This window comes from Novispirillum itersonii subsp. itersonii ATCC 12639, assembly GCF_000381985.1.
GTDB lineage: Bacteria > Pseudomonadota > Alphaproteobacteria > Rhodospirillales > Rhodospirillaceae > Novispirillum > Novispirillum itersonii.
Map to the genome: position 1 here is coordinate 123,428 of NZ_KB907346.1, position 22,108 is coordinate 145,535.

Below are 22,108 nucleotides of genomic sequence, written 5' to 3' on the forward strand. Positions count from 1 at the left end.
GTACTGCATTTTGCCCCACCTCGCCATGATTCTCTTCAGGGGTGAGCGTCCAGTTCGGCCACCTTGACCTGGTGACTCCGACCCGACTCACAGGCCAAGCGCGGCGGGACTCAGATGAGCTGCGACCTCAATAAGACGAACTGCTGGAGCCCCTCGGTCGATTCGATGCCCCAGGGCAGCTCCGTGCTAACCGTCGCTAGGGTGCGTTCGGCATCGTCAGTCCATTCAGTTTGCAATTCGCAAGCGATGAAGCCTGGTCGAGGGTAGTCACTGTCGGACCAGAGGCATTCGCGGCTAACGACAGGTGCCTTCTCAATGAAGGTATGGACTTGCCCTTGTGCGTCAGACAGCGAGCACTCGACGAATCCCGGCTGGTGGTCGTCAACAAAGGCAGTTATCTGCACGGAGATGAAGCGCATTTGGTTCCGATCCGTTAGTTCCCGCAAGACTGCCAACGATGCGGCAGCAACTCGTCGAGTCGGCTGTTGAGCAGCGTCGGCAGTCGCTGCAGCACGTCACGCAGGTAGGCCCAGGGATCATGCCCGTTCATGCGCGCCGACTGCACCAGGCTCATCACGATGGCGGCACGCTGCCCCGCAAGCTCGCTGCCCACGAATTGCCACGCACGGCGACCCATCGCCCAGGGCTTGATCTGCCGTTCGAGGTGGTTATTGTCGAGCGCGACAGCACCGTCCTCAAGGTGCCGAGTCAGGGCCGTCCAATGGCCCAGCGTGTAGTCGATGGCCTTGGCCGCAGCGCCGCCGTCAGCGACCAGCCGGCGCTCCAGCGCCAGCCATTGGCGCAGCTCTTCCCACAGCGGCTTGGCGAGCCGCTGCCGTTGTGCGCTTCGCTCCTCATCGCCAAGGCCCTTGAGTTCGCCCTCGACCTCGTAGATGCGCGCGAATCGCCGCACTGCCTCCAAGCCGACCAGGCTCGTGCCGCCATGCGCCAGCTCCTCGAAGTTGCGGCGGGCGTGCGCTGCGCAGCGCTGCACTGGTGCGGCCGGGGTAAAGGCGTGGGTCCACCACGGTCTCGTAGGCGTTGTAGCGATCGGTGAGCAGCGTTCCCGACCATCGTCGCTTGCCCAGCTTCTCGTCGCCGTTCAGGAACGCCACCGGGTACTGCGCTCCGCGTCCTCGACAGAACTCGTAGATCACGCCCGGCACCGCGTCGTGCCAGCTCCTGGCATAGGCCCACACGTAGGCTTTGCGCGTCTTGCCAGCGCCGGGGTCCAGCAAGGCCACGGGCGTCTCGTCGGCGTGCAGGACGCGGCAATCGAGGATGAAGTCCTTGTGCAGCTCGTACAGCGGCTCCAGTGCCGCACCGGCCTGGCCTGACCACGCCGCCAACGTCGAGCGCGGGGTGTGCACCCCTGAGCGGGCATTGATGGTCTCTTGCCGGTAGTACGGCAGGTGATCCACGAAGCGGCTGATCAGCGTGTGGGCGAGCAAGCCGCTGGCGGCCACGCCGCCTTCGACGATCTCCGGCATGCTCGGGGCTTGCTTGAGCAACTGGCAGTGCCGGCACGCCCACTTGCCGTAGACGTGGCGGTGAACAAAGAACTCGGCCGGCACGATGTCCAGTCGCTCGGTGACGTCCTCACCGATGCGGGTCATGGGGCGCCCGCAGTCGTGCTCCTGGCAGTCGGTGCTCTCGGGTTCATGGCGGTGCTCAACACGGCGCAGGTGCTCAGGGAAGGCGTTGCGCCGGGGCTTGCGTGGCGGCGCCTTGGGCTGGGTGCCGGCGGCCGCGGCAACCGCCTCAGCCTCGCGTCGCAGCCGGTCGAGCTGCTCGCGCAGGCTGGCCTCATCCTCGGCCAGCGTCTCCTCGAACAGGCGTCGCTGGTTGGCACTCATGGCCTCGGACTTCGCGCCGTAGGTCCAGCGCTTGAGGCGGGCCAGCTCGAAGTTGATCTTCTCGATCTTGGCCTCGCGCAGCGCGATCTCGCGGTCTTTGCGCTGCAGCAGCGCATCGCGCTCAGCAAGAATCCTGTCGCGCTCGGCCAAGACGCGGCCACTCTCGACCAAGGCCTCGTTGCGCTCAGACAGCTGCTGCGCCTGGTCTTGCACCTGTTGCTGCAGCTGAGCGATCAGTGCGGCCACCTCGGGCGGGAGGCCCTGAGGATCGGTGGGAGGAAGACCACGCATGCTGAGCATGCGTGGCATCGTGCCAGAGCTGGCCGATGGCGCCCATCGGCAGATGCACTGTCAACGGCTTGGCAAGTGCATCAAGCGTTCATGCCCGCGTGATGCGGCTCAGCTCGGGCAGCCGCTGCCAGGGCAGACCCAGAACCAGGGCGTCGAACTGCGCGGGCGTCAGTGCCAGCGAGGGCGTCATGCTGGCCGCATCTGGCCAGACGAAGCGGCCGGTGTTGAGGCGACGAGCGGCGCACCAAACGCCGAAGCCGTCGTGTACCAGCAGCTTGATGCGCGTGCCAGATGCGTTGGCGAACAGGTAGCCATGGTGAGCCTGCGCAGCGCCGAACACCTGCACCACGCGGGCCAGCAGCCGGTCGGCACCAGCTCGCATGTCGATGGGCTCGGCGGCCAGCCACATGGCGTCGATGCGGATCATCGAAGCAGCTCGCGCATCCAGGCCGCACACTCGCCAGCCGCGCCTGCCGGCCAGGTCACGGTGATTGCTGTGGCGCCGCGGTGCAGCTCGATGCGGATGTCGGCAGGCGGGACCGGTACGGCTGGGGGCGGCAGGCTCACCGGGACGAACGATGGCTTGCGTTCGACGGGCGCGACATCGCGAACAGCGACGTTGTGGCCGGTACCGCTCACCGGCTTCATCTCCGCCTCTTGGACCCACCTGCGCAAGAGGTTGGCGTTGATGCCGCGGGCCATCGCTATGGCGGCTATCGAGACGCCGGGCTGCATGCATGCGGCCACGGCATCAGCCTTGAACTCGTCGCTGTGCTTGCGGCGCCGCTGGCGAGCGCCGGCTTGTTGATCGGGAGTAGTGTTCACGTGTCCACCAAGAGTTGAGGTGGACACGAGGCTCCTATGCTCCTAGCCGGTCTTCAAGATGGCCGGACTGGACGCTCACCTTCAGGGCGTGGATTCCGTGCTTGAGGCTACTCGATGACGCGGCCCCTTAGCGGTAGTCGGCTTTACAGGGCGCTCCGCCTCGATGACGATGGGTTGCAGGGCATGCCGACTGCTGGCCTGATTGGCTTGCCCGTAGTGTCGCCGTGTCTTGGCGCTGGCATGTCCCAGCCCCTGGCTGACTGAGTCCGCAGCCGCGTGCCGTTTCAGGTCGGCCGCCCATTGGTGGCGCAGGCAGTAAGCCGTGATAGCGTGCTTGTGCTTCGGCCAGAGGCTACGTGCTAACCGACGGACTTCGACGGTAAAGTTGACCGGGCTGTCAATGCAAACGAGCAATTCCCGCCGCCCCGCTAGACGGATGCGCAGAGCCTCCAGCAATGGATGAGGATCGTGTGCTCCATAGGCGATCATGCGGTGCGGCTGGCCTTGATGCGCCTTGACCTTGGCGCCATCGATCTCGAAATTGATCTCGCCCATGTCGTTGCGCGGATTGTTCACCCAGCGAATGAGCACGCCGCGCCGCAGTTCTTCCGGGCGGCAGCCGGTCAGTGCGACGACCAAAATCGCATCGGCATACTTGCCTTTCGCAGCGCGCTGATACAGTCGCTCGCGCCAGTCGCCGGGGAGGCCGCGCAAGGCTTGCCGCTTGCTGGCACGCTTGCGGCGCTCATCGGTAGGGCCGCTTTGCCGGGCTACCTCGAACTCGCGCAGAAATGTACGCTGTTGTTGCAATTGGGCTTGGATGGCCATTACTTGCAACCTGTCCATAGGTCGAGCAGAGAGCGCGGAACGCAGGCTTTTCAGCTGCTCGACAAGATCGGCGTACAGGCAGTAGCGAAGCGCTGCGACGCGTTTGTAGAAGGTTGTCGGACGCTGGGTGGCCGTCATGACTTCGGCCACCCCACCTTCGGCGTAGCGGGCACGCTGCAACAGCGTTCGGCCGAGCTGGCGATAGTCTTGCCTGGTCTTGCTAGTCAAGCTGGCAAATTCATCGGCCGGAAGCATGGCTTGCATCTCGTGCCGGCACGATTCGATCAGCGCAACCATCTCATCCGCGTCGATCATTGCTTCCGGCCCTGGAACATCGCCTTCAAATCGGCGATGGCCTTTGCGCGTTCAGCCTTTGTCTTTTGACGCTCGGCTTCTGACTGTTGTACAGGAGCGCGCGACTGCGCTGCCTCCATCGCTTCCTGTCGGTTCTTTCGCCAGCGGGCGATATTCGGTGCGAACTCGGCGATGAATTCTCCCGCGACAGCGCTATTCATCACGGCCAGCAACCATGAGCGCACGGAGCGGATGCCCGCGTGCTTGCCACTACCGGCTGCCGACAGGACGCCAGCCAGCTCGTCGGCGACAAGCTGTATCTGTTGTGCTGAGAGCGAGGGGCCGAAGCGGCGGGTTACGTCGGCGATGACGCGCAGGTAGGGCAGAAGAGAAGGGTGCGACAAGTCCAAGGGCGCGGAAGCCTCGCCAATTTTCTGAGAGTTATCCACAGCCCCTGTCTGTAGTAGTGGTTTTATATTTTTAACTACTACTTCTTCCTTGTATTCACCTACACCTATATCACCGCCCTGACCGGCGACGGATGTGCCGTCCACGGTTTCTCCGTCGCCGGCCAAGCCGGCCATGGATGTCTGTGACACTTTTTGTGAAACGGGAGTCAACACGGACTCCCATCGCCAAAGCCCTTCCTCGTCCTGGAATTTCCTCCGTGCCAGGTAGCCGGCATCTTCAAGCTCGCGCAGGATGCGGCGGCAAAGGTCTCGCCCAAGGTGGCCTTTCGCTCGCGACTGATCGTGCAGCACGCGCGGCAGTGCGACAGCGCGCAACTGCCAGTTACGGCCCAGCGAAAGCAAATGGCAAGCCACGCCTCGGGCTTCATAGCTCAACCGGGAGTCGCGTAACAGGCTGCAAGGCAGAGACCACCAGTATTCGGCGGAGTCGTCAACGCGGATGCGGCTCATGACTTCGCCCTCTTGCGAGCCAGACAACCGGCGTGCTCACGCTCCGCAGCCTGAGTCTCAAGCCATGCGTCGATCTCGTGGGCAAAAAAGCCAATCGAACGGCCGCCAGGGCCTAGCCGAACTGGCTTTGGAAAATCTTCAGTCTGGCAAAGTCGCCAGAGGGTTGTCCGGCTGACCGAGATCTTCGTGCAGACATCCTGCGTCTTGATGATTTGCATGCTGTTCCTCTTAACGTGTTGAAACACGAAGGGATCATGCAAAAGATCTGGTTATGAAGTCAGGGAGCACGGTTGTCACCTGCACTCCCTATTCTCGGGCCTGAAATCACCCAGCATGCAAACCGGTGTCGAGCAGTGGCCTCAGCTGTGCCAGTCGAATGTTTCACAAAATGGCCGAGACAATCCAAGCTCATATCCTTGGCAAGATGCCGTAAGGATGCTGCTTGTGGGCAGGGTTGGCTCACGTCCCTCAGAGACGGCTTTCATTATCTGGGACATGTAAAGATTGGGCTCTATCACTGTTTTCTTCAGCAGCACCCGGACTACAACTCCATCGATAGCGACGGTAAATCCTTTGCTGAAACGCCCCAGATAGTGATTGGCGCGATGAGCAGGCGTGGTTTCAGCATCGGCCTTCATGCCGCCTGCAGCATAGATGGCGCCGAGGAGATAGGCGGATGGCTCGTTCTTGCTGTTCACCGAGTGGTACTCGAACTCCTTGCTCCACTTGATCGGAATTCTGAATTGCTGGCAGGTGACGATAAATTGCTTCGCGATCAGCTCCTTGGCCTCATGTTCTCTGCTTGCTCCGGACGCTGATAGTTGCCTGCTCACGGAGTGTAGCGACTCGCAGAACAGCTTATGGGTAGGCAGGTCCTTCCTCAGAAATTCGGGTAATAGCGCTGCCGACTCTTCGTCCAGGCTTCGAAGCGCCCTGCTTAACCGGGACGCCGCATCTCGGAGTCTTTTTAGTTGCTCAAGTGTGCCTTCTTCAATTTCAGGGGGCGGCATCGTACGCCAACGAAAACTTTCTGCCAGCCGCAGAAAAGCATTTACACATTGCTCGCGGCGCTGAACGCCATATCGGTCGCAGGTTGCCTCTGCTCTGGTGCGCAGCTCGGCGACAGCATCGGAGTTGGGAATATCTGGAGCCATGATCTTTGTGGTCATGCCTGTGCTTGCTCTTTCCATTCGTCCAATCTGTCCGCCCATTCCTGCATCATGGCGCGACGCTCATCGAAGTAGGTGGCGTGGTTGTAGGTACGACGCACATTGTTCTGGTCAGCATGGGCAAGCTGCGCTTCGATGGCATCGGGACGGTAGCCCATCTCGTTAAGGCGGGTACTGCCGGTGGTCCGCGTGGCGTGTGGGCTATAGGCGCCGCTCCACCCCAAAACCTTGAGCGCCTGGCGAAGCGATGCGGCGGACATGGGAGCGTTGCGATCATCCCGGCCGGGAAACAGGTGCTTACGGTTGCCGGTAATGGCATGCAGTCCTTTGAGCATGTCCACTGCCTGACGTGGTAGAGGCATGAGGTGCTCCTTGCGCGCTTTCATGCGCTGCGCAGGGATACGCCAAACAGCCTTCTCAAGGTCAAACTCATCCCAAGCCGCCTCGGCCACTTCGCTCGGTCGCGCCAAGGTCCACCACATCAGTTGCATGCAATGACTTACCTGAAAGCTGCAGCGGTGGTTTGCGAAGTCACTCAGCAGTTTGCCGATCTGCTCTTTACTCAGCGCCGGTTTGTGCTGGGTCTTGTTTGCTGGTAGCGCCTTGCGTACCGGCCAAACCGGGTCGCTGTCGGCTCGCAGGGTGGCGACGGCAAACTCGAATACGGCGGACATGGTGCGCCGCGCCTCGGCGGCGACCGTGGGGGCGCCACGCTTTGCTGTTTTTTGCAGGATCTCCAGGACATGGGCTGGCGTTATTTCGCGAATCGGCATGCTGCCGATACTCGGAAACACCACGCGCTCCAGCATATCCAGACGCCGGTTCTTGGTGACATCTTCCCAGTCCTTTGTCTGCAGCCACTCCTTGGCGACGATCTCGAAGGTGTTCTTAGCTTCGCTGGCTTGCCGGATGCGGTCGAGCTGCCTTTGCTGGGCGGGATTGATGCCTTGCTTGACCAGTTTGCGTGCGGCCTCGCTGCGTTCCCTGGCTTCAGAGAGCGTAACGGCAGGGTATTCGCCAAGCGCAAACATGCTGGCCTTGCCATCCAGTGTGAAGCGGTATCGCCAAGCCTTGACTCCGTTGGGCTTGACTTCGAGGTAAAGCCCGCGCTGGTCATTCAAGCGGTAGAGCTTCTCCTTGGGCTTGGCGTTGCGGCAGTGCGTGTCGGTAAGCATGGTGGCTGACTCCTTGTCATGGCGACAGCGTTACTATACTCACTTATCCGCACGTCCTCCAAGATCTGTACTCACTGTCGTACTCAGCCATGCTTTGGCTGCTCGGGAAACGCGAAGCAGCATCATGAAACAATAAAACCGCGCAACTGCGCGGTTTTATTAGGATTTTCATGACTTCCTGATGTTTCATGAAACATCAGGAAAACGGCTTGGCTACTCAGACGTTGAACAGGAAGTGGAAGACGTCGCCGTCCTGCACCACGTATTCCTTGCCTTCAGACCGCATCTTCCCGGCTTCCTTAGCACCGGCTTCACCGTTACAGGCGATGAAGTCATCGCAGGCAATGGTTTCAGCACGAATGAAACCGCGTTCAAAATCAGTGTGGATCACACCGGCAGCTTCCGGGGCCTTGGCTCCTTTGCGCACGGTCCACGCCCGTGCTTCCTTCGGGCCGATGGTGAAAAACGTCTGCAGCCCCAGCAGATCATGACCCGCACGGATGATCCGTGACAGACCGGTTTCCGTCAGGCCGAGATCTGACAGAAACACCTGCTTTTCCTCTTCGTCGCCCAGCTGGGCCACTTCCGACTCGATGGCGGCGGAAATCACCACCATCGCCGCCCCTTCAGCGGCAGCCTTTTCAGCAACCTTGGCCGAGAAGCTGTTGCCGGTGGCTGCAGAGCTTTCCTCGACGTTGCAGACATACAGCACCGGCTTGGAGGTCAGCAACTGCAGGACGCGGTAGACCTTCGCCTCATCGACATTGGCCGGCTTGAACAGGCGGGCCGGCTTGCCGTCGCGCAGCAGTTCCAGCACCGGCTCCATCACCGCCACCTGATCCTTGGCCTCCTTATCGCCGGACTTGGCCTTTTTGGCGATCGGAACGATACGCTTTTCAAGGCTTTCAAGGTCAGCGAGCATCAGCTCGGTCTCGATGGTCTCAGCATCGCGCAGCGGGTCAACACTGCCTTCAACGTGGGTGATGTTCTCATCCTCGAAGCAGCGCAGCACATGCACGATGGCATCGGTTTCACGGATATTGGCGAGGAACTGGTTGCCAAGGCCTTCCCCTTTCGAGGCACCGCGAACCAGACCGGCGATATCGACGAACTCCAGCTGGGTCGGGATGATCTGGCGCGACTTGGCAATTTCAGCCAGCTTATCCAGACGCGAATCGGGCACCACCACCCGGCCGACGTTCGGCTCGATGGTGCAGAAGGGGAAATTGGCCGCCTGCGCCGCTGCCGTCGAGGTCAGCGCATTGAACAGGGTGGACTTGCCGACGTTCGGCAGGCCGACGATGCCGCAGTTAAAGCCCATCAGAGTTTCCCTTCCGGTTTGGCGGCGGCAAAGGCCGCGGCCATGGTGGTATTCGGCGCCGAGGCCGCCGGTTTCTGTGCGCCTGCCGGGGTCGCCATTCCGTCTGCCGGTCTGGCCGGGTCGGCCTTCTTCGGCTTGGGCGGCTGGGTGGCCAGCGTCACTTTATTCTGGAATCCGGCGTGGTCACCCTTCAGCAGCAGGGCAATATTCTTCGACACCGCCTGCAGAAACGGGTCCAGCCAGACCTCATCCGCCTTGCCGAAGTCGCCCAGCACCCACTTGTGGACCAGCGCCTTATCGTGCGGGCGGCCGATCCCCAGCCGCACCCGCCAGTAATTGTTGCCGACATGGGCATCAATATCACGCAGGCCGTTATGCCCGGCGTGTCCGCCGCCCTGCTTGGTCCGCAGCTTGCCCGGTGGCAGCTCCAGCTCATCATGCAGGACGATGATGTTTTCCGGCGCAATCTTGAAGAACCGCGCCACCTCGCCGACAGACTGGCCGGAGCGGTTCATATACGTCATCGGCTTCAGGGCCAGAACCCGCTGACCGGCAATCTCGCCGTCAGCCAGTTCGCCGGAATACTTGGCCCGCCAGCCGGAAAAGGAATGGCGGCGGACGAGATCGTCCACCGCCATGAACCCGATGTTGTGGCGGTTTCCGGCGTACTCCGTTCCCGGATTGCCAAGCCCCACCACAAGCCACATCGAAGTCTCTCCCTTTACCGAAATCCGGTCCTGAAAACAGGACTGGATTATTCGCTCTTGCCGCCAGCCGGGGCAGCAATGGTGGCGATGGTGAAGTCGCGGTCGGCAATGGCCGGACGCACGCCTTCCGGCAGCTTCACGTTGGAGATGTGCACGGAGGCGTTGATGTCCAGACCGGCCAGATCGACGGTGATCTGTTCCGGCAGGTCATCCGGACGGGCAATCACTTCGACCGAGTGACGGACGACGTTCAGGGTGCCACCCTTCTTCAGGCCCGGGCATTCGTTCTGGTTGATGAACTCAACCTGCACTTCGGCATGGACAGCGTGGTCCTTGTTGACGCGCAGGAAGTCAACGTGCAGCGGGGCGTCGGTGACGACGTGGAACTGAACGTCCTGAGCCATCACGCGGTGGGTTTCCCCGCCTTCGACGACCAGATCATACTGGTGGGAATAGAAGCCCGGCTTGTTCAGGGCAGCGATCAGCTGACGCGGATCCATCTGGACCAGCACCGGCTCCTGCTTGTCGCCGTAAATGACGCCCGGGACCAGACCCAGACGACGAACGGCGCGGGCTGCCCCCTTACCTGCCTTCTCGCGCTTTTCGACCTTGAAGGTAACGACTTGCACCATAGGATTAACTCCTGAAAAGCAAACCGGCGCCAGCCTCCAGGGGTGCTGACGCCAGTCCCGCCACAACGGCGGGAACGCGGGCTTTTACACCGATCAGGACGATTTTGCAACCGTCCCGCCGGTTTTCTCAGCCAATCAGGCCCTGAATCAGGATCCAGGCAATCGCTGCAGGCGCCACAACCTTCAGCAGCCAGTTCCACACCGGCAGCAGCAGGAAGCGGGCTGTCCCGTCATTGGTCGCTTCACGCCGCATCACCGGCCAGACCACCCAACCGGCAAACAGGCACATCAGCAGGCCCCCCACCGGCATGATCAGCTTAGAGGTGATAAAGTCCAGCAGATCGAGGAACGGCAGACCGAACAGCTTGAATTCAGCCCAGATCCCCAGCGACAGCGAACTGGGAATCCCAATCAGGAACGCAATCCCCCCCAGCACCAGCACGGCGGTCCGCCGCGATACCTTCAGCTCATCAATCAGATAGGCAACCGGCACTTCCAGCAGCGAAACCGAGGACGTCAACGCCGCAAACAGCAGCAGCAGAAAGAACGCCGCCCCGAACAGCATACCACCCGGCATCTGCTGAAACACACCGGGCAGGGTAATGAAGGTCAGACCGGGACCGGCCCCGGGCGCCACCCCGAAGGCGAACACCGCGGGCATGACAATCAATCCGGCCAGAATCGCCACCCCGGTATCCAGCCCGACCACCATCACGGTGGACCGCGGCAGGTTCTGATCCCGCGTCAGATAAGAGCCATAGGTGATCATCGCCCCCATCCCGATCGACAGGGAGAAAAACGCCTGCGACAGCGCCGCCAGCACCACATCAGCATTGATCTTTGAGAAATCGGGACGCAGATAGAACTCAACTCCGGCCATTGCCCCGTCCAGGGTCACGGCCCGCAGGATCAGCACCACCAGCAGCACCAGCAGGGACGGCATCAGAATCTTGTTCCAACGCTCAATCCCAGCGGCAACACCCTTCAGCACCACGCCAATGGTCAGTGCCATAAAGACGGCGTGATACAGCAGCGGCTCCAGCGGATCAGCGACGAAACCGGAAAAGATCCCGGCGAAATCCAGCCCCGGAGCCGTCAGGGTGCCATCCAGCATCTTGACCGTGTAGGCGATGGTCCAGCCACCGATCACACTGTAGAAACCAAGGATCAGGAAGCCGCAGATCACCCCAAGATACCCGGTCACCGGCCAGAAACCGCCCTTCAATGCGGCAAAAGCCCCGACAGGGTTGCGCTGTGCGGCCCGGCCAATGGCCATTTCCGCCAGCATGCCGGTAGCCCCGATGGTCAGCACCAGCACCAGATAGGTGACAACAAACGCTGCCCCGCCATTCTGGCCAACCAGATACGGAAACTTCCACACATTCCCCAATCCGACGGCTGACCCGGCAGCAGCCAGAATGAAACCGAGGCGGGAGCCCCAGTGTTCACGCGTCATGAGACGCTCCTTTCTTTTTACTTTACGCAGCGGAAAGCGCGAGCGTTTACCGGAGCCATCGCGTTGACGCAAACAAAAACGGCGTCCCGAGGGACGCCGTTTGAGACCGATAAACGGTGAACACTCAGTCAAACAGGCTGGACACAGACCGTTCGTCCGAAATGCGGGCGATGGCTTCCGCCAGCAGCGAGGCAATGGAGAACTGACGGATGTTCGGGGCCATCCGCACGGCTTCAGTCGCCTGAATCGAGTCGGTGATCACCAGCTCCTTCAGCGGGGAATTGGTGACACGGGCAACCGCACCACCGGACAGAACGCCGTGGGTCACATAGGCAGACACCGAATTGGCACCGGCATTCATCAGCGCGACCGCAGCGTTGCACAGGGTCCCGGCGGAGTCGACGATATCATCCACCAGAATACAGGTGCGGTTCTTGACGTCACCGATGATGTTCATCACCTCTGACACACCGGCCTTTTCGCGGCGCTTGTCGATGATGGCCAGATCGGCATCCAGACGCTTGGCGATGATGCGGGCACGCACCACGCCGCCAACGTCCGGCGACACGATCATCAGGCGCTCATCGCCATAACGGTTGCGGATGTCGTTGGAGAACACCGGCGCGGCGAACAGATTGTCCACCGGAATATCAAAGAAGCCCTGAATCTGACCGGAGTGCAGATCCAGCGTCACCACACGGTTAGCACCGGCCTGCGTGATCAGGTTGGCGACCAGCTTGGCGGTGATCGGGGTACGCGGGCCGGTCTTACGGTCCTGACGGGCATACCCGAAATACGGCACCACGGCAGTGATGCGGCGGGCAGAACCACGGCGCAGGGCGTCGAGGGTCACCAGCAGTTCCATCAGGTTGTCATTGGCCGGATACGAGGTCGGCTGAATGACGAAAACATCCTCACCGCGCACATTCTCGTGCACTTCCACGAACACTTCCATGTCCGAAAAGCGGCGGATGCTGGCGTTGGTAACGTCGAGGTGCAGGTACGCGGCAATCGCTTCCGCAAGCGGACGGTTGGCGTTACAGCCCAGAACTTTCATAAGACGAAACTCCTGCTGCGAGCCGTCAGACCGCACTGACCTCGGCTCGGAACGAAGACCTGTTGAATCCAGAGGTCCGGACGGCAAAGCCGGGACCGGGCCGGACGGGAAGGCCGCCGACAGCGGGAAGATCCCGACAGACCCGGCAGACAGTAAACGGAAAAACGCCCGGAAACCGGGGAAGGCACAACCAACCCCGTCCAGGCGGGGCGGACAATATCAACACGGTTTTCTTCTGTAAACAGTCATACACCGTTATCGCGGTAATCCCCGTACCGTCTGAGGGGGCCGTCAGGGTCAGTCCCGGCGGCGCTCCACACCCGGCACCCGGTCCAGCAGGTCGGCAACCCCTCCCGCCCCGGCCTGTGCGATCGCCACGGCGAGCATCGGAAAACTGCCGTCCACCAGCCGCTTCGGGACCGGATTCTCCTGCCGGGCAGAGCCTATCTCCTTGCCCGCACCATCCACCACCGCCCAGACAACCGCGACCGGAACCATCGGCTCCGCCCCTCCGTTCACGGTGTTCCCGAGCGTCAGCGCCCCCCGGACCTCAACAGCAGGAACCGCAGCATCCTGCGTCAGGACCAGACGGCTTTGCCGCAGGGCTGTTTCCATAGCCCGGCGCAGAACCACAGCCTGCTGCGACACCGCCCCCCCTTCGACCACCACCCTGACCGGGCGGATCTCTGCCGGGGCACGCAGCGGAGCGGTCCCGGCGCCGACCTTCATCCGCTGTTCCAGCGGTCGTTCGCGGTCAGCATCCAGAACCGGCACCAGCGCCGCCACAACAGCGGTAACATCAGCCGAGGGCCAGGGCTGTGCCTGTACGGCGATCACGCTGCCCCCGGGTTCCGTCAAAGACCACAGCAGCGTCGCCCCTTGCCGTTCAGCGGTCAGCCGGTACCCCAAGCTGCCCTCACCCCGGCGGGCCGGGGTTTCCTGCTGATGCAAAGCCTGTATCAGGGCGGCGACAACGGCGTGCGCCTCAGCATCCGGAAGGTCAGCGGGCGGGACCACCGTCACCGAATCCGCCGTTGCCAGACGGGTCAGCTGCGGGGAACGCCCAAGGCCATAGGCATCACCGGTATGGTCAAAGGGGCGGGGCATGTCACCGCAGGCAGAAACCCACAGCGCCGCCATCACCACCATCAGAAGCGAGCGCATCGCTGCCCCCGGTCCGCGTTCAACGTTCCAGCGTGATGGCCGACAGCATACGGCCATAGTCGGTCTCGCCCCGCAGCACGGTGCGGCGATAACTGAAAAAGCGGCTTTCTTCCCGGCAGGTGTCGCAGGGGGTGGGCATCACTTCGCCGATGTTCAGGCGGGCCAGACGCCGGGCGACATAGCCGGGCAGGTCAAACATGAAATAGCCGTCCCGCCGCGACGGCGCGAAAAAGCGGACGTTGTTTTCTTCCTCGGCCAGAAACGGCGCCGGAAACTCGGGCCCAACCTCGTAGGACCGCTGGGCGATACAGGGGCCGATTCCCGCGACGATCCGTCGGGGCTTGGCCCCTAGGTCTTCCATTCTGGCGATAGTGTTGTCGATCACCCCGTTCAGGGCACCCTTCCATCCGGCGTGGACCGCAGCGACCACCCCGGCCGTTCCGTCAGCCAGCAGGACCGGCGCACAGTCAGCAGTCAGCACGCCGACCGCCAGCCGGGGCCGGGTGGTGATAATCGCATCAGCGACCGGAATGGCGTCAGGATCAAACGGACCATCGACCACCACCACATCCGTGGTGTGCTTCTGGTTGACCGTCACCAGATTTTCGGGCGGTACCTCCAGCTCCAGCATACAGCGGGCGCGGTTGGTGCGGACATGGGCCGGGTCATCGGCTGAACCGAAACCACAGTTGCGGGAGGCATAAATCCCCTCCGACACACCGCCGTTACGGGTGAAAAATCCGTGGCGGACAGTCGCCAGTGCATTCAGTGCGGAGACAGTAATCATGCCAGAGCCTCGAATCCGGGAGGACAAGGCAGCGCCGGATCGGCCAGCACCAGTACCTTGAACAAAGTGCCCATTTTCATTGGGTGAATCAAGCGGTGAACACCGCTGGAAATCTGCACCGCTTGCTGCGGTGTCGCCGTACGCATCAAAATCCGGGCCCGCTGTTCCGCCCCCAGCGCCGCCAGAAACCGTCCCTGCGTCATCGGCCCCCACGCTTTGGCTCCGGCCGCTTCCGCTGCGGTGGCCAGACGGGCGAAATCAACGTGGGCCGTGATATCCACCGCCCCCGGCGTCTGCAGCGCCGGGACCGGCTGATGATGCCGCAAGGCCTGAAGGGTATCCCCCGGCGCGCTGTCAGCATACCCATAATCGATCAGCAGAGCGGCACCGCCCTGCGCCGCCAGACGGGCCGCCAGAGCTGCGGCAACCTGTTGTCCGGCCAGACACACTTCCGCCAGCTGACCGGGAGCCGGATCGGCGAAAGCCGGGCCAAGGGCCGCCACCTGTACCGGATCAACCTCCGCGCCGGGGACAAAACCGAAAGCCTGCTCCGCCTCCGACCAGTCAACACACCGCTGCCGCCAGACAGAACCATCGTGGACGTACTGCTCAATCGGCAGGGCATCGATGAATTCATTCCCGACCATCAGAGCCGGACCTTCCGGCACCGTCGACAGATCATCATGCCACGTACAGCCAGACAGACCGGAGATCCCCGTCAGGCGGGTTTTCTGCTCATCGCGCAGGCTCCGGCTCTGCTCAATCAGATGCAGGTCCACACTTGCCAGAAAACCGGGAACCCGACCGGCCGCCCGCAGGGCGTCGGCCATCAGCACTCCCCGGCCGGGGCCGAATTCCACCAGACGCAGCGGGGCAGGCTGGCCCATCTGCTGCCACACCACCGCCAGCCACAGACCGATCAGCTCACCGAAGACCTGACTGATTTCCGGCGCGGTGATGAAATCTCCGTCCGCCCCGAACGCACGGCCCTGTGCGTAATAGGTCCGCGCTGCTGCGGCCATGACGGTCGCCAGCGGCAGCGGCCCGGTTTCTGCGATCATCCGGCGCAGATCGACCTGCAAAGCCTCGGGGGACAGAACCGTCATGCCGCCTGCCGGGGCAGGGACGGGACCGGTTGACGCAGCGCCCAGACCAGCAGCCCCGCCCCGATGGCAATCATCGGCAGAGACAGCAGCTGGCCCATCGACGCCCCGGCCCACAGCAGGCCAAGGAACGAATCCGGCTCACGGAAGAATTCCACCGTAAAGCGGGCTGCGCCGTAACCGATCAGGAAAATGCCGCCCAGCGCCCCATGACGGTTGCGCAGAACCGGGCGGGTGTAGAACAGCACCACCATCACGACCAGCAGCACCAGCCCTTCCAGAGCAGCCTCATACAGCTGGCTGGGGTGGCGCGGCAGCGGCCCACCATGCGGGAAGACCATTGCCCATTCCACATCCGACGGACGCCCCCACAGCTCCCCGTTGATGAAGTTGGCCAGACGCCCAAACAGCAGCCCCAGCGGCACCACCGTTGCGACCATGTCGCCCAGCGCCAGAAACGGCAACTTATGGCGGCGGGCAAACAGCACCATCGCCAGAATCACCCCGAGCAGACCGCCATGGAAGGCCATGCCCCCCTGCCAGACCTGAAGGATTTCCGACGGATTGGCGAAATAGAACGAGGGTTTGTAAAACAGAACATACCCCAGACGCCCCCCGAGAATCACACCCAGCGTGACCCAGGTCAGCAGGTCGTCAACCTGCTCGCCGGACACCCGGACCCGCCCGTCAGCGGTCAGGATCCGGGCCAGCCGCTTCATCAGCTGCCAGCCGCCGACCAACCCGGCGATATAGGCCAGGGCATACCAGCGCAGGGCCAGTGGCCCGATCTGCAGGGCGATCGGGTCGAAGGCGGGAAACTGAAGAGGTTCGGTCATCGTCAGCCTCAGCGGTACGGGTCGGAAGTATTCAGGAAGTCCGACACATACTGCCGCACCCCGTCTTCCAGAGAGGTGAAGGATTTCTGGTATCCGGCAGCCCGCAGGCGGTCCATCCGCGCCTCCGTGAAGTACTGGTACTTGTCGCGGATCGCCACCGGGGTATCAATGAAGCGGATGTTCGGCTCTTTCCCCATGCTGCGGTAGACGGCCGACGCCAGATCAAGAAAGCTGCGGGCCTTGCCGGTACCGACGTTGAACAGGCCGCTGACCCCCGGATTATCCAGCAGCCACATCACCACATCGACCACGTCACCGACCCAGATGAAATCGCGCAGCTGACCGCCATCGCCATAGCCGGGATTGTGCGAGCGGAACAGGTTGAAGTGGGTATTTTCCCGCGCGTGCGGGAAAACCTGAGACACCACCGAGGACTGGCCGCCTTTATGGTATTCGTTCGGGCCGTAAACGTTGAAAAACTTCAGACCGGCCCACTGCGGCGGCACTGGGTTGCCCTGCAGGATGCGGCGGGCAACCCGGCGGTCAAACAGATGCTTCGACCAGCCATAGGCGTTCAGGGGGCGCAGACGGGCCAGATGGTCCACCGAGCCGTCATCGTCAAAGCCGACGGTTCCGTCACCGTAGGTTGCTGCCGACGAGGCATAAATAAAGCGCACGTCATGCAGGGCACACCAGCGGTACAGCGCGATCGACAGATCAAAGTTGTTGGTGACGATCTTATCGGCGTCCCGTTCCGTGGTGGCGGAAATCGCCCCCATGTGAATGATCGCCTTCAGCTTTTTCTTGTGCAGATCAAGAAAGCCGAAAATGTGTTCCGGGTGAACGATATCGACGATTTCGCGCTTGGCGATATTGCGCCACTTCTCACCGTCCCGCAGGCGGTCAACCACCACCAGATCCTCGGCCCCACGGGCCTCGAGGGCGGCCAGAATGTTAGAGCCGATGAACCCGGCACCACCTGTCACGACATACATGACCCGCGCTCCCATCGCTGCGCTTCCCGCTGCCTGCGGCAACCCGGCGTCCGGGCGGGGAAGGAGTAAACACCCCAGATGTATAGTAACTTGAAGGCACACCGGCAAGGCCGCTGCGTCCTGCCTTGCGGCAGAGCGGCGCTGACGCCATAATGCGCCGCACTTTACGGTGGCCGGTCTGTTCTTTTTGCGTTCTGCGTCGGCAGGCCTTACATAGAGACCACCTCACCCTACTCTGAGAGCGGAGTCCGTCCTATGCAAACCCAAAGCCGTCTGTTTGATGACCTTGCCCGCGTTGCCGGAGGGGCGCTGGGGGCACTGTCCGGGGTGCGGGAGGAGATTGAACTGCTGGTGCGTGGCCGTCTGGAGAGCCTGCTGGCCGACATGGATCTGGTCTCCCGCGAGGAATTCGAAGCCGTGAAGGCCATGGCCGCCGAAGCCCGCGCCGAAAACGAGCGGCTGGCCGCCCGGCTGGCCACGCTGGAAAACGGTGCCGAAAAAACCGCCGACTGACCGGGCTTCCCCCTTTTTTCCGCCCCGCAGTCCGCGCCGGTTTTCAGTCCGGCCTCTGCCTGCGGGGTGTCCCCCCTCCTTCCGGTGGCAGACCCTTCCTCTGCCACCGGAGACACCTGAAGGACCGAGGGTATGCCGTCTGTGGTCATTGGCTCCGATATTCTGCCTGCCAACCCCCTTGATCTGGTCGAGGAGGTGGCGCTGGGGAGGGATTGGCAGTCCGACCGTGTCAGCGACATGGAACTGGCCGTTGAGGTCCCCGGTCACTGGTGCAATTACGGCCTGTTTTTCGCGTGGGCGGAAGACATGGGCGCACTGCATTTTTCCTGCGCGCTGGATATGCGGGTCCCCGACCGGGGCCGCCCTCAGGTGCTGGAGCTGATCAATCTGCTGAACGAACGGCTGTGGATGGGGCACTTTGCCCTGTGGACCGAACAGAACCTGCCGGTGTTCCGCCACACGCTGCTGATCACCGAGCTGACGGCTGGCCGTGACATGCTCAACAGCGTGATCGACATGGCACTGGCCGAAGCCGAACGGTTCTATCCGGCCTTCCAGTTCATCATCTGGGGCGGTAAAACCGCCGCCGAAGCCATCGAGGCCGCTATGCTCGACACCGTCGGGCAGGCCTGACGCAGCGCCCCCGCGCACTCTGAACGTTTCGTGGTCCAGACTGCTGATGGCCCAGACCTTTCACCACAGCCTCCCGGTGATCCCCCCGTACGACGGGCCGCAGATCATCGACCATCTGGCCTTCCGGGCCCTGCCTGCCGTTGAAACCGTGGACAACGGCGTCTGGCAGCGCAGCCTGCGGCTGCCAGACGGTGCGCCTGCCGTGATCACGGTGGGCTGGGCGGCTGAGACCACAGCCCTTCAGATCAGCCTGACATCGGCGGACACGACCCCGGTGACAGAGCGCGACTGGACCGCGGTGCTGGGCTCGGTCAGCCGGGTGTTCGATACCGCAACCGATCCCCGGCATATCCGCTGTGTTCTGGAACAGGACCTGCGGCTGGCCCCGCTGTTAAAACGCTTTCCCGGCCTGCGGATCCCCGGCCTGTGGGACCCCTTTGAAGCCATGATGCGGGCAATGCTGGGGCAGCAGGTGACGGTGCGGGCCGCCCGCACGCTGGGGGCACGTCTGGTTGAACGCTGCGGCGACACCCTGCCGGATGCGCTGAAGACGGATCAGGTGACCCGGCTGTTTCCCACTCCGGCAGCGGTTGCAGCCGCCGATCTGACCGCCTTTGGCATGCCGGGGCGGCGGATTTCTGCCCTGCAGGCGCTGGCGGCACGGGTGGCGGAAGATCCGTCGTGCCTGACCCCGGCCGCCACGCTGGACGAAACATCAGACCGCCTGTGCGCCCTGCCCGGCATCGGACCGTGGACCGCCCATTATGTGGCACTGCGCTATCACCGTTTTGCCGACGCCTTCCCGGCGGCAGACATCGGGCTGCTGCGGGCAATGGAAGAAGACGGAGTCCGGCCGACTCCGGCAACCCTGCGGGCCCGGGCCGAACGGTGGCGCCCATGGCGGGCCTATGCCGCCCAGCTGCTATGGACCTCTGACGCCGGATCCCTGTGACCGGCAGCGCCCCTATACCCTGATAGAAAAAACAACAATCCTGATTGCGATCCCGCCCTGAAAGCGCGATGATCTTCGAACCCCTTCTGAAATCCCGCCTTTTCGACTGGATCCATCATGCCTGCGCTGTTTGAGGCGTATCGGGCCGGGTTGCTTGGTCGTCAGCACTGGCTGCCCAACATCATTGCCGGCGTTATCGTCGGCGTGGTGGCCCTGCCCCTTGCCATGGCTTTTGCCATTGCCTCCGGCGCCAAGCCGGAACAAGGCCTGTATACGGCGATTGTCGCCGGGCTGGCCGCCGCGATGTTCGGCGGCAGCCGGTTGCAGGTCACCGGCCCGACCGGGGCCTTTATCGTCATCCTGTCCGGTGTCACCGCCACCTATGGCATCGCCGGGCTGCAACTGGCCACCCTGATGGCCGGACTGATGCTGATCGCCATGGGCCTGACCCGGATGGGCGGGCTGATCCGCTTTATTCCGACCCCGGTGATCGTCGGCTTCACGGCCGGTATCGCGATCATCATCTGGGTCGGTCAATGGCAGGACTTTTTTGGCCTGCCTGCCCCCGACGGACGGCATTTTCATCAAAAACTTCTGTTTTTGCTGGAAAATCTGCCCCAGATGCATCTCGCCACCACCGCCATCGGGATCTTTTCGCTGCTGGTGGTGATCTTTGCCCCCCGCCTGAAGCCTTTCCGACGCGTTCCCGGCCCCCTTCTGGCTTTGATCGCGGGGACACTGCTCTATAAGCTGACCGGCCCGGAGGGCGTGCGGACCATCGGCTCCGCGTTCGGGGGAATCCCGCAAACCCTGCCGTCTTTCTCTCTCCCCGACCTGCGGCTCAGTCATGTGGTGGAACTGATCGGCCCGGCCTTCACCATCGCCATGCTGGGAGCGATCGAGTCGCTGCTGTCTGCCGTGGTGGCGGACGGGATGGCCGGCACCCGTCACAATCCCAATCAGGAGCTGGTCGGACAGGGGATTGCCAATGTGCTGGCCCCGCTGTTCGGCGGGTTCGCCGCCACCGGGGCCCTGGCCCGTACCGCCACCAACGTCCGCAACGGCGCGACCACCCCGCTGTCGTCAATCGTCCATGCCATCACCCTGATCGGGGTGATTTTACTGCTGGCCCCGCTGGCTGCCGATGTCCCGCTGGCGGTGCTGGCGGCGATTCTGTTCGTGGTGGCATGGAATATGAGCGAACTGCACCACGTGGTCAAACTGGTGCAGCATGCCCCCCGGTCCGATATCGCCATTCTGCTGGTCACACTGGCCCTGACCGTCTTTGCCGATCTGGTGGTGGCGGTGAACATCGGGGTCATCCTGGCGATGCTGCAGTTTCTGCGGCGGATGTCGAGCAGTGTGGAAATCCGTCAGGCCGCCGCGCACGATCTGCCGCCGGATCTGCCGCCCGGCGTGCTGGTCTTCATGCTCGACGGACCGATGTTCTTCGGGGCGGTGGAAACCTTCGAACGGGCTCTGGCCGGGACCCATACCGACCCCAAGGTGCTGATCCTGCGCCTGCGCTGGGTGCCGTTTATCGACGGGACCGGACTGGAAACACTGGAAGAGGTGATCACCGATCTGCACCGGCGCGGCGTCCGGGTGATGATCACCGGTGCGAATCCGACCGTTCTGAGCAAACTGGCCCGTGCCGGGATCGACACCCTGCTGGGGGCGGAGAATATTCAGCCCACGCTGGAGTCGGCCCTGACCATCGTGAAGGAAAAAGCGGCAGCGGAGTAACCCGCTGCCGCTCTTTTCAGGGGGGGGTTAACAAGCCTGCTCAAAGCCGGTCAGAACGTTGGCGACATTGGTGCCGATGTCGGCAACCGCGTAGCCGCCTTCCTGCACGAAGACCGTCGGCAGACCAAGCGAGGCGATTTTTGCCCCGATCAGCGGATAATGCTGCTGACCGAGCTTAAAGGCGCTGATCGGGTCGTTCTCGTAGGTATCGACACCCAGCGAAATCACCACCGAATCCGGGCCATAGGCGCGGATCACCTCCAGCGCCCGGTCGAGGGTGGCGCTGTAGTCCTCCCAGCCGGTCCCGCGCGGCAGCGGGAAGTTGTGGCAGAAGCCTTCGCCCCTGCCCGCTCCGCGCTCATCGGCAAAGCCCCGGAAGAACGGATATTCGGTTTCCGGCGAGCCGTGGACCGACACGGTCATCACGTCATCACGGGTCCAGAAGATATCCTGCGTGCCGTTACCGTGGTGATAGTCCACATCCAGCACCACCACCTTCGCCGAGCCGTGATCGCGCAGAGACTGGGCGGCAATGGCGGCGTTATTCAGGAAGCAGTATCCGCCATAGGTGCTGGCCCCGGCATGGTGCCCCGGCGGGCGGCACAGGGCATAGGCGCTGTGCGCCCCATCGGCCACCAGTGCCGCTGCGGTCAGGGCGCAATGGGCTGACGCCAGCACCGCATCCCACGTGCCTTCAACAATCGGGGTTCCGGCATCGTAGCAGTAATAGCCGAGCTTGCCGTTGATACCCGGCGGGATCACATCCTGCCGCATCGAACGGGCGGCAAAGCCGCTGGGCAGCATGAAGCCGTCTTTGCCAATTGCCTTCCACTGGTCAAAAGCGGTGC

General features: G+C 62.7%; 25 protein-coding genes. 4 read left to right on the forward strand and 21 right to left on the reverse strand.

What is annotated here, in order from left to right:
* Positions 1-110 precede the first annotated feature (110 nt).
* The 20 genes from G365_RS0114820 to rfaD form a co-directional block, all read right to left on the reverse strand.
* On the reverse strand, positions 111-419 hold the full coding sequence (locus G365_RS0114820) for a hypothetical protein (RefSeq protein ID WP_019646314.1): 309 nt from the start codon (positions 417-419) through the stop codon (positions 111-113).
* A gap of 14 nt (positions 420-433) precedes the next feature.
* Complete coding sequence (locus tag G365_RS24495; protein ID WP_281164084.1) at positions 434-952, reverse strand: IS66 family transposase; 519 nt, start codon at positions 950-952, stop codon at positions 434-436.
* Complete coding sequence (gene tnpC, locus G365_RS24405; protein WP_043742567.1) at positions 855-2,156, reverse strand: IS66 family transposase; 1,302 nt, start codon at positions 2,154-2,156, stop codon at positions 855-857. Before tnpC ends, G365_RS24495 begins: the two co-directional genes overlap by 98 nt.
* A gap of 79 nt (positions 2,157-2,235) precedes the next feature.
* Positions 2,236-2,574 carry an IS66 family insertion sequence element accessory protein TnpB gene (tnpB, locus tag G365_RS0114835; RefSeq protein ID WP_019646316.1) on the reverse strand — a complete coding sequence of 113 codons (339 nt, stop codon included), beginning with the start codon at positions 2,572-2,574 and terminating at the stop codon, positions 2,236-2,238.
* Complete coding sequence (gene tnpA, locus G365_RS0114840; protein WP_211217693.1) at positions 2,571-2,999, reverse strand: IS66-like element accessory protein TnpA; 429 nt, start codon at positions 2,997-2,999, stop codon at positions 2,571-2,573. Before tnpA ends, tnpB begins: the two co-directional genes overlap by 4 nt.
* Positions 3,000-3,053: 54 nt before the next feature.
* Positions 3,054-4,115: a site-specific integrase gene (locus G365_RS0114845; RefSeq protein ID WP_019646318.1), complete on the reverse strand. Its 1,062-nt coding sequence runs from the start codon at positions 4,113-4,115 to the stop codon at positions 3,054-3,056.
* Positions 4,112-5,014 (reverse strand): hypothetical protein, encoded by a 903-nt coding sequence (locus tag G365_RS0114850; RefSeq protein WP_019646319.1) that lies wholly within the window; start codon positions 5,012-5,014, stop codon positions 4,112-4,114. Before G365_RS0114850 ends, G365_RS0114845 begins: the two co-directional genes overlap by 4 nt.
* The gene (locus tag G365_RS24570; protein ID WP_019646320.1) at positions 5,011-5,232 is read right to left on the reverse strand and encodes a helix-turn-helix transcriptional regulator; all 222 of its coding nucleotides are present in this window, start codon (positions 5,230-5,232) and stop codon (positions 5,011-5,013) included. The genes G365_RS0114850 and G365_RS24570 overlap by 4 nt, the downstream gene beginning before the upstream one ends.
* 141 nt (positions 5,233-5,373) lie before the next feature.
* Positions 5,374-6,183, reverse strand: coding sequence for a hypothetical protein (locus G365_RS0114860; protein ID WP_019646321.1), 810 nt, complete (start codon positions 6,181-6,183; stop codon positions 5,374-5,376).
* Entirely contained in the window at positions 6,180-7,358 is a 1,179-nt protein-coding gene (locus G365_RS0114865) for a tyrosine-type recombinase/integrase (protein WP_019646322.1), read from the reverse strand. Before G365_RS0114865 ends, G365_RS0114860 begins: the two co-directional genes overlap by 4 nt.
* 217 nt (positions 7,359-7,575) lie before the next feature.
* Positions 7,576-8,679 (reverse strand): redox-regulated ATPase YchF, encoded by a 1,104-nt coding sequence (gene ychF / locus G365_RS0114870; protein WP_019646323.1) that lies wholly within the window; start codon positions 8,677-8,679, stop codon positions 7,576-7,578.
* Positions 8,679-9,386: an aminoacyl-tRNA hydrolase gene (pth, locus tag G365_RS0114875; protein ID WP_019646324.1), complete on the reverse strand. Its 708-nt coding sequence runs from the start codon at positions 9,384-9,386 to the stop codon at positions 8,679-8,681. The genes ychF and pth overlap by 1 nt, the downstream gene beginning before the upstream one ends.
* 47 nt (positions 9,387-9,433) lie before the next feature.
* Positions 9,434-10,018 (reverse strand): 50S ribosomal protein L25/general stress protein Ctc, encoded by a 585-nt coding sequence (locus tag G365_RS0114880; RefSeq protein WP_019646325.1) that lies wholly within the window; start codon positions 10,016-10,018, stop codon positions 9,434-9,436.
* Between the two features lie 127 nt (positions 10,019-10,145).
* Positions 10,146-11,474: a sodium-dependent transporter gene (locus tag G365_RS0114885; protein WP_019646326.1), complete on the reverse strand. Its 1,329-nt coding sequence runs from the start codon at positions 11,472-11,474 to the stop codon at positions 10,146-10,148.
* Positions 11,475-11,598: 124 nt separating this feature from the next.
* Positions 11,599-12,531 carry a ribose-phosphate pyrophosphokinase gene (locus G365_RS0114890; RefSeq protein WP_019646327.1) on the reverse strand — a complete coding sequence of 311 codons (933 nt, stop codon included), beginning with the start codon at positions 12,529-12,531 and terminating at the stop codon, positions 11,599-11,601.
* A gap of 297 nt (positions 12,532-12,828) precedes the next feature.
* The gene (locus G365_RS0114895) at positions 12,829-13,695 is read right to left on the reverse strand and encodes a hypothetical protein (RefSeq protein ID WP_019646328.1); all 867 of its coding nucleotides are present in this window, start codon (positions 13,693-13,695) and stop codon (positions 12,829-12,831) included.
* 19 nt (positions 13,696-13,714) lie between these two features.
* Positions 13,715-14,482: a peptidoglycan editing factor PgeF gene (gene pgeF / locus G365_RS0114900; RefSeq protein WP_019646329.1), complete on the reverse strand. Its 768-nt coding sequence runs from the start codon at positions 14,480-14,482 to the stop codon at positions 13,715-13,717.
* Positions 14,479-15,588, reverse strand: coding sequence for a class I SAM-dependent methyltransferase (locus G365_RS0114905; protein WP_019646330.1), 1,110 nt, complete (start codon positions 15,586-15,588; stop codon positions 14,479-14,481). Before G365_RS0114905 ends, pgeF begins: the two co-directional genes overlap by 4 nt.
* On the reverse strand, positions 15,585-16,421 hold the full coding sequence (gene lgt / locus G365_RS0114910) for a prolipoprotein diacylglyceryl transferase (protein ID WP_019646331.1): 837 nt from the start codon (positions 16,419-16,421) through the stop codon (positions 15,585-15,587). Before lgt ends, G365_RS0114905 begins: the two co-directional genes overlap by 4 nt.
* An 8-nt stretch (positions 16,422-16,429) precedes the next feature.
* The gene (rfaD, locus tag G365_RS0114915) at positions 16,430-17,416 is read right to left on the reverse strand and encodes an ADP-glyceromanno-heptose 6-epimerase (RefSeq protein WP_026345385.1); all 987 of its coding nucleotides are present in this window, start codon (positions 17,414-17,416) and stop codon (positions 16,430-16,432) included.
* Positions 17,417-17,671: 255 nt separating this feature from the next.
* On the opposite strand from rfaD, the gene G365_RS0114920 reads away from it, so the two are divergent.
* The 4 genes from G365_RS0114920 to G365_RS0114935 all read left to right on the forward strand — a co-directional run bounded on the left by G365_RS0114920 (position 17,672) and on the right by G365_RS0114935 (position 21,260).
* Positions 17,672-17,929: an accessory factor UbiK family protein gene (locus G365_RS0114920; protein WP_019646333.1), complete on the forward strand. Its 258-nt coding sequence runs from the start codon at positions 17,672-17,674 to the stop codon at positions 17,927-17,929.
* A gap of 132 nt (positions 17,930-18,061) precedes the next feature.
* Positions 18,062-18,562: a type III secretion system chaperone family protein gene (locus G365_RS0114925; protein ID WP_019646334.1), complete on the forward strand. Its 501-nt coding sequence runs from the start codon at positions 18,062-18,064 to the stop codon at positions 18,560-18,562.
* A 46-nt stretch (positions 18,563-18,608) separates the two neighbouring features.
* Entirely contained in the window at positions 18,609-19,514 is a 906-nt protein-coding gene (locus tag G365_RS0114930; RefSeq protein ID WP_019646335.1) for a DNA-3-methyladenine glycosylase family protein, read from the forward strand.
* Between the two features lie 117 nt (positions 19,515-19,631).
* On the forward strand, positions 19,632-21,260 hold the full coding sequence (locus tag G365_RS0114935; RefSeq protein WP_019646336.1) for a SulP family inorganic anion transporter: 1,629 nt from the start codon (positions 19,632-19,634) through the stop codon (positions 21,258-21,260).
* A 27-nt stretch (positions 21,261-21,287) separates the two neighbouring features.
* On the opposite strand, the gene G365_RS0114940 is transcribed toward G365_RS0114935, so the two are convergent.
* On the reverse strand, positions 21,288-22,108 hold an 821-nt coding region (locus G365_RS0114940; protein ID WP_019646337.1), incomplete at its 5' end, for a histone deacetylase family protein.

Excerpts from the sequence above, each read along its gene's own strand:
- G365_RS0114820 (WP_019646314.1), bottom strand. The coding sequence starts at position 419 with ATGCGCTTCATCTCCGTGCAGATAACTGCCTTTGTTGACGACCACCAG.
- tnpC (WP_043742567.1), bottom strand. The coding sequence starts at position 2,156 with ATGCTCAGCATGCGTGGTCTTCCTCCCACCGATCCTCAGGGCCTCCCG.
- tnpB (WP_019646316.1), bottom strand. The coding sequence starts at position 2,574 with ATGATCCGCATCGACGCCATGTGGCTGGCCGCCGAGCCCATCGACATG.
- G365_RS0114845 (WP_019646318.1), bottom strand. The coding sequence starts at position 4,115 with ATGATCGACGCGGATGAGATGGTTGCGCTGATCGAATCGTGCCGGCAC.
- G365_RS0114850 (WP_019646319.1), bottom strand. The coding sequence starts at position 5,014 with ATGAGCCGCATCCGCGTTGACGACTCCGCCGAATACTGGTGGTCTCTG.
- G365_RS24570 (WP_019646320.1), bottom strand. The coding sequence starts at position 5,232 with ATGCAAATCATCAAGACGCAGGATGTCTGCACGAAGATCTCGGTCAGC.
- G365_RS0114860 (WP_019646321.1), bottom strand. The coding sequence starts at position 6,183 with ATGACCACAAAGATCATGGCTCCAGATATTCCCAACTCCGATGCTGTC.
- G365_RS0114865 (WP_019646322.1), bottom strand. The coding sequence starts at position 7,358 with ATGCTTACCGACACGCACTGCCGCAACGCCAAGCCCAAGGAGAAGCTC.
- ychF (WP_019646323.1), bottom strand. The coding sequence starts at position 8,679 with ATGGGCTTTAACTGCGGCATCGTCGGCCTGCCGAACGTCGGCAAGTCC.
- pth (WP_019646324.1), bottom strand. The coding sequence starts at position 9,386 with ATGTGGCTTGTGGTGGGGCTTGGCAATCCGGGAACGGAGTACGCCGGA.
- G365_RS0114880 (WP_019646325.1), bottom strand. The coding sequence starts at position 10,018 with ATGGTGCAAGTCGTTACCTTCAAGGTCGAAAAGCGCGAGAAGGCAGGT.
- G365_RS0114885 (WP_019646326.1), bottom strand. The coding sequence starts at position 11,474 with ATGACGCGTGAACACTGGGGCTCCCGCCTCGGTTTCATTCTGGCTGCT.
- G365_RS0114890 (WP_019646327.1), bottom strand. The coding sequence starts at position 12,531 with ATGAAAGTTCTGGGCTGTAACGCCAACCGTCCGCTTGCGGAAGCGATT.
- G365_RS0114895 (WP_019646328.1), bottom strand. The coding sequence starts at position 13,695 with ATGCGCTCGCTTCTGATGGTGGTGATGGCGGCGCTGTGGGTTTCTGCC.
- pgeF (WP_019646329.1), bottom strand. The coding sequence starts at position 14,482 with ATGATTACTGTCTCCGCACTGAATGCACTGGCGACTGTCCGCCACGGA.
- G365_RS0114905 (WP_019646330.1), bottom strand. The coding sequence starts at position 15,588 with ATGACGGTTCTGTCCCCCGAGGCTTTGCAGGTCGATCTGCGCCGGATG.
- lgt (WP_019646331.1), bottom strand. The coding sequence starts at position 16,421 with ATGACCGAACCTCTTCAGTTTCCCGCCTTCGACCCGATCGCCCTGCAG.
- rfaD (WP_026345385.1), bottom strand. The coding sequence starts at position 17,416 with ATGTATGTCGTGACAGGTGGTGCCGGGTTCATCGGCTCTAACATTCTG.
- G365_RS0114920 (WP_019646333.1), top strand. The coding sequence starts at position 17,672 with ATGCAAACCCAAAGCCGTCTGTTTGATGACCTTGCCCGCGTTGCCGGA.
- G365_RS0114925 (WP_019646334.1), top strand. The coding sequence starts at position 18,062 with ATGCCGTCTGTGGTCATTGGCTCCGATATTCTGCCTGCCAACCCCCTT.
- G365_RS0114930 (WP_019646335.1), top strand. The coding sequence starts at position 18,609 with ATGGCCCAGACCTTTCACCACAGCCTCCCGGTGATCCCCCCGTACGAC.
- G365_RS0114935 (WP_019646336.1), top strand. The coding sequence starts at position 19,632 with ATGCCTGCGCTGTTTGAGGCGTATCGGGCCGGGTTGCTTGGTCGTCAG.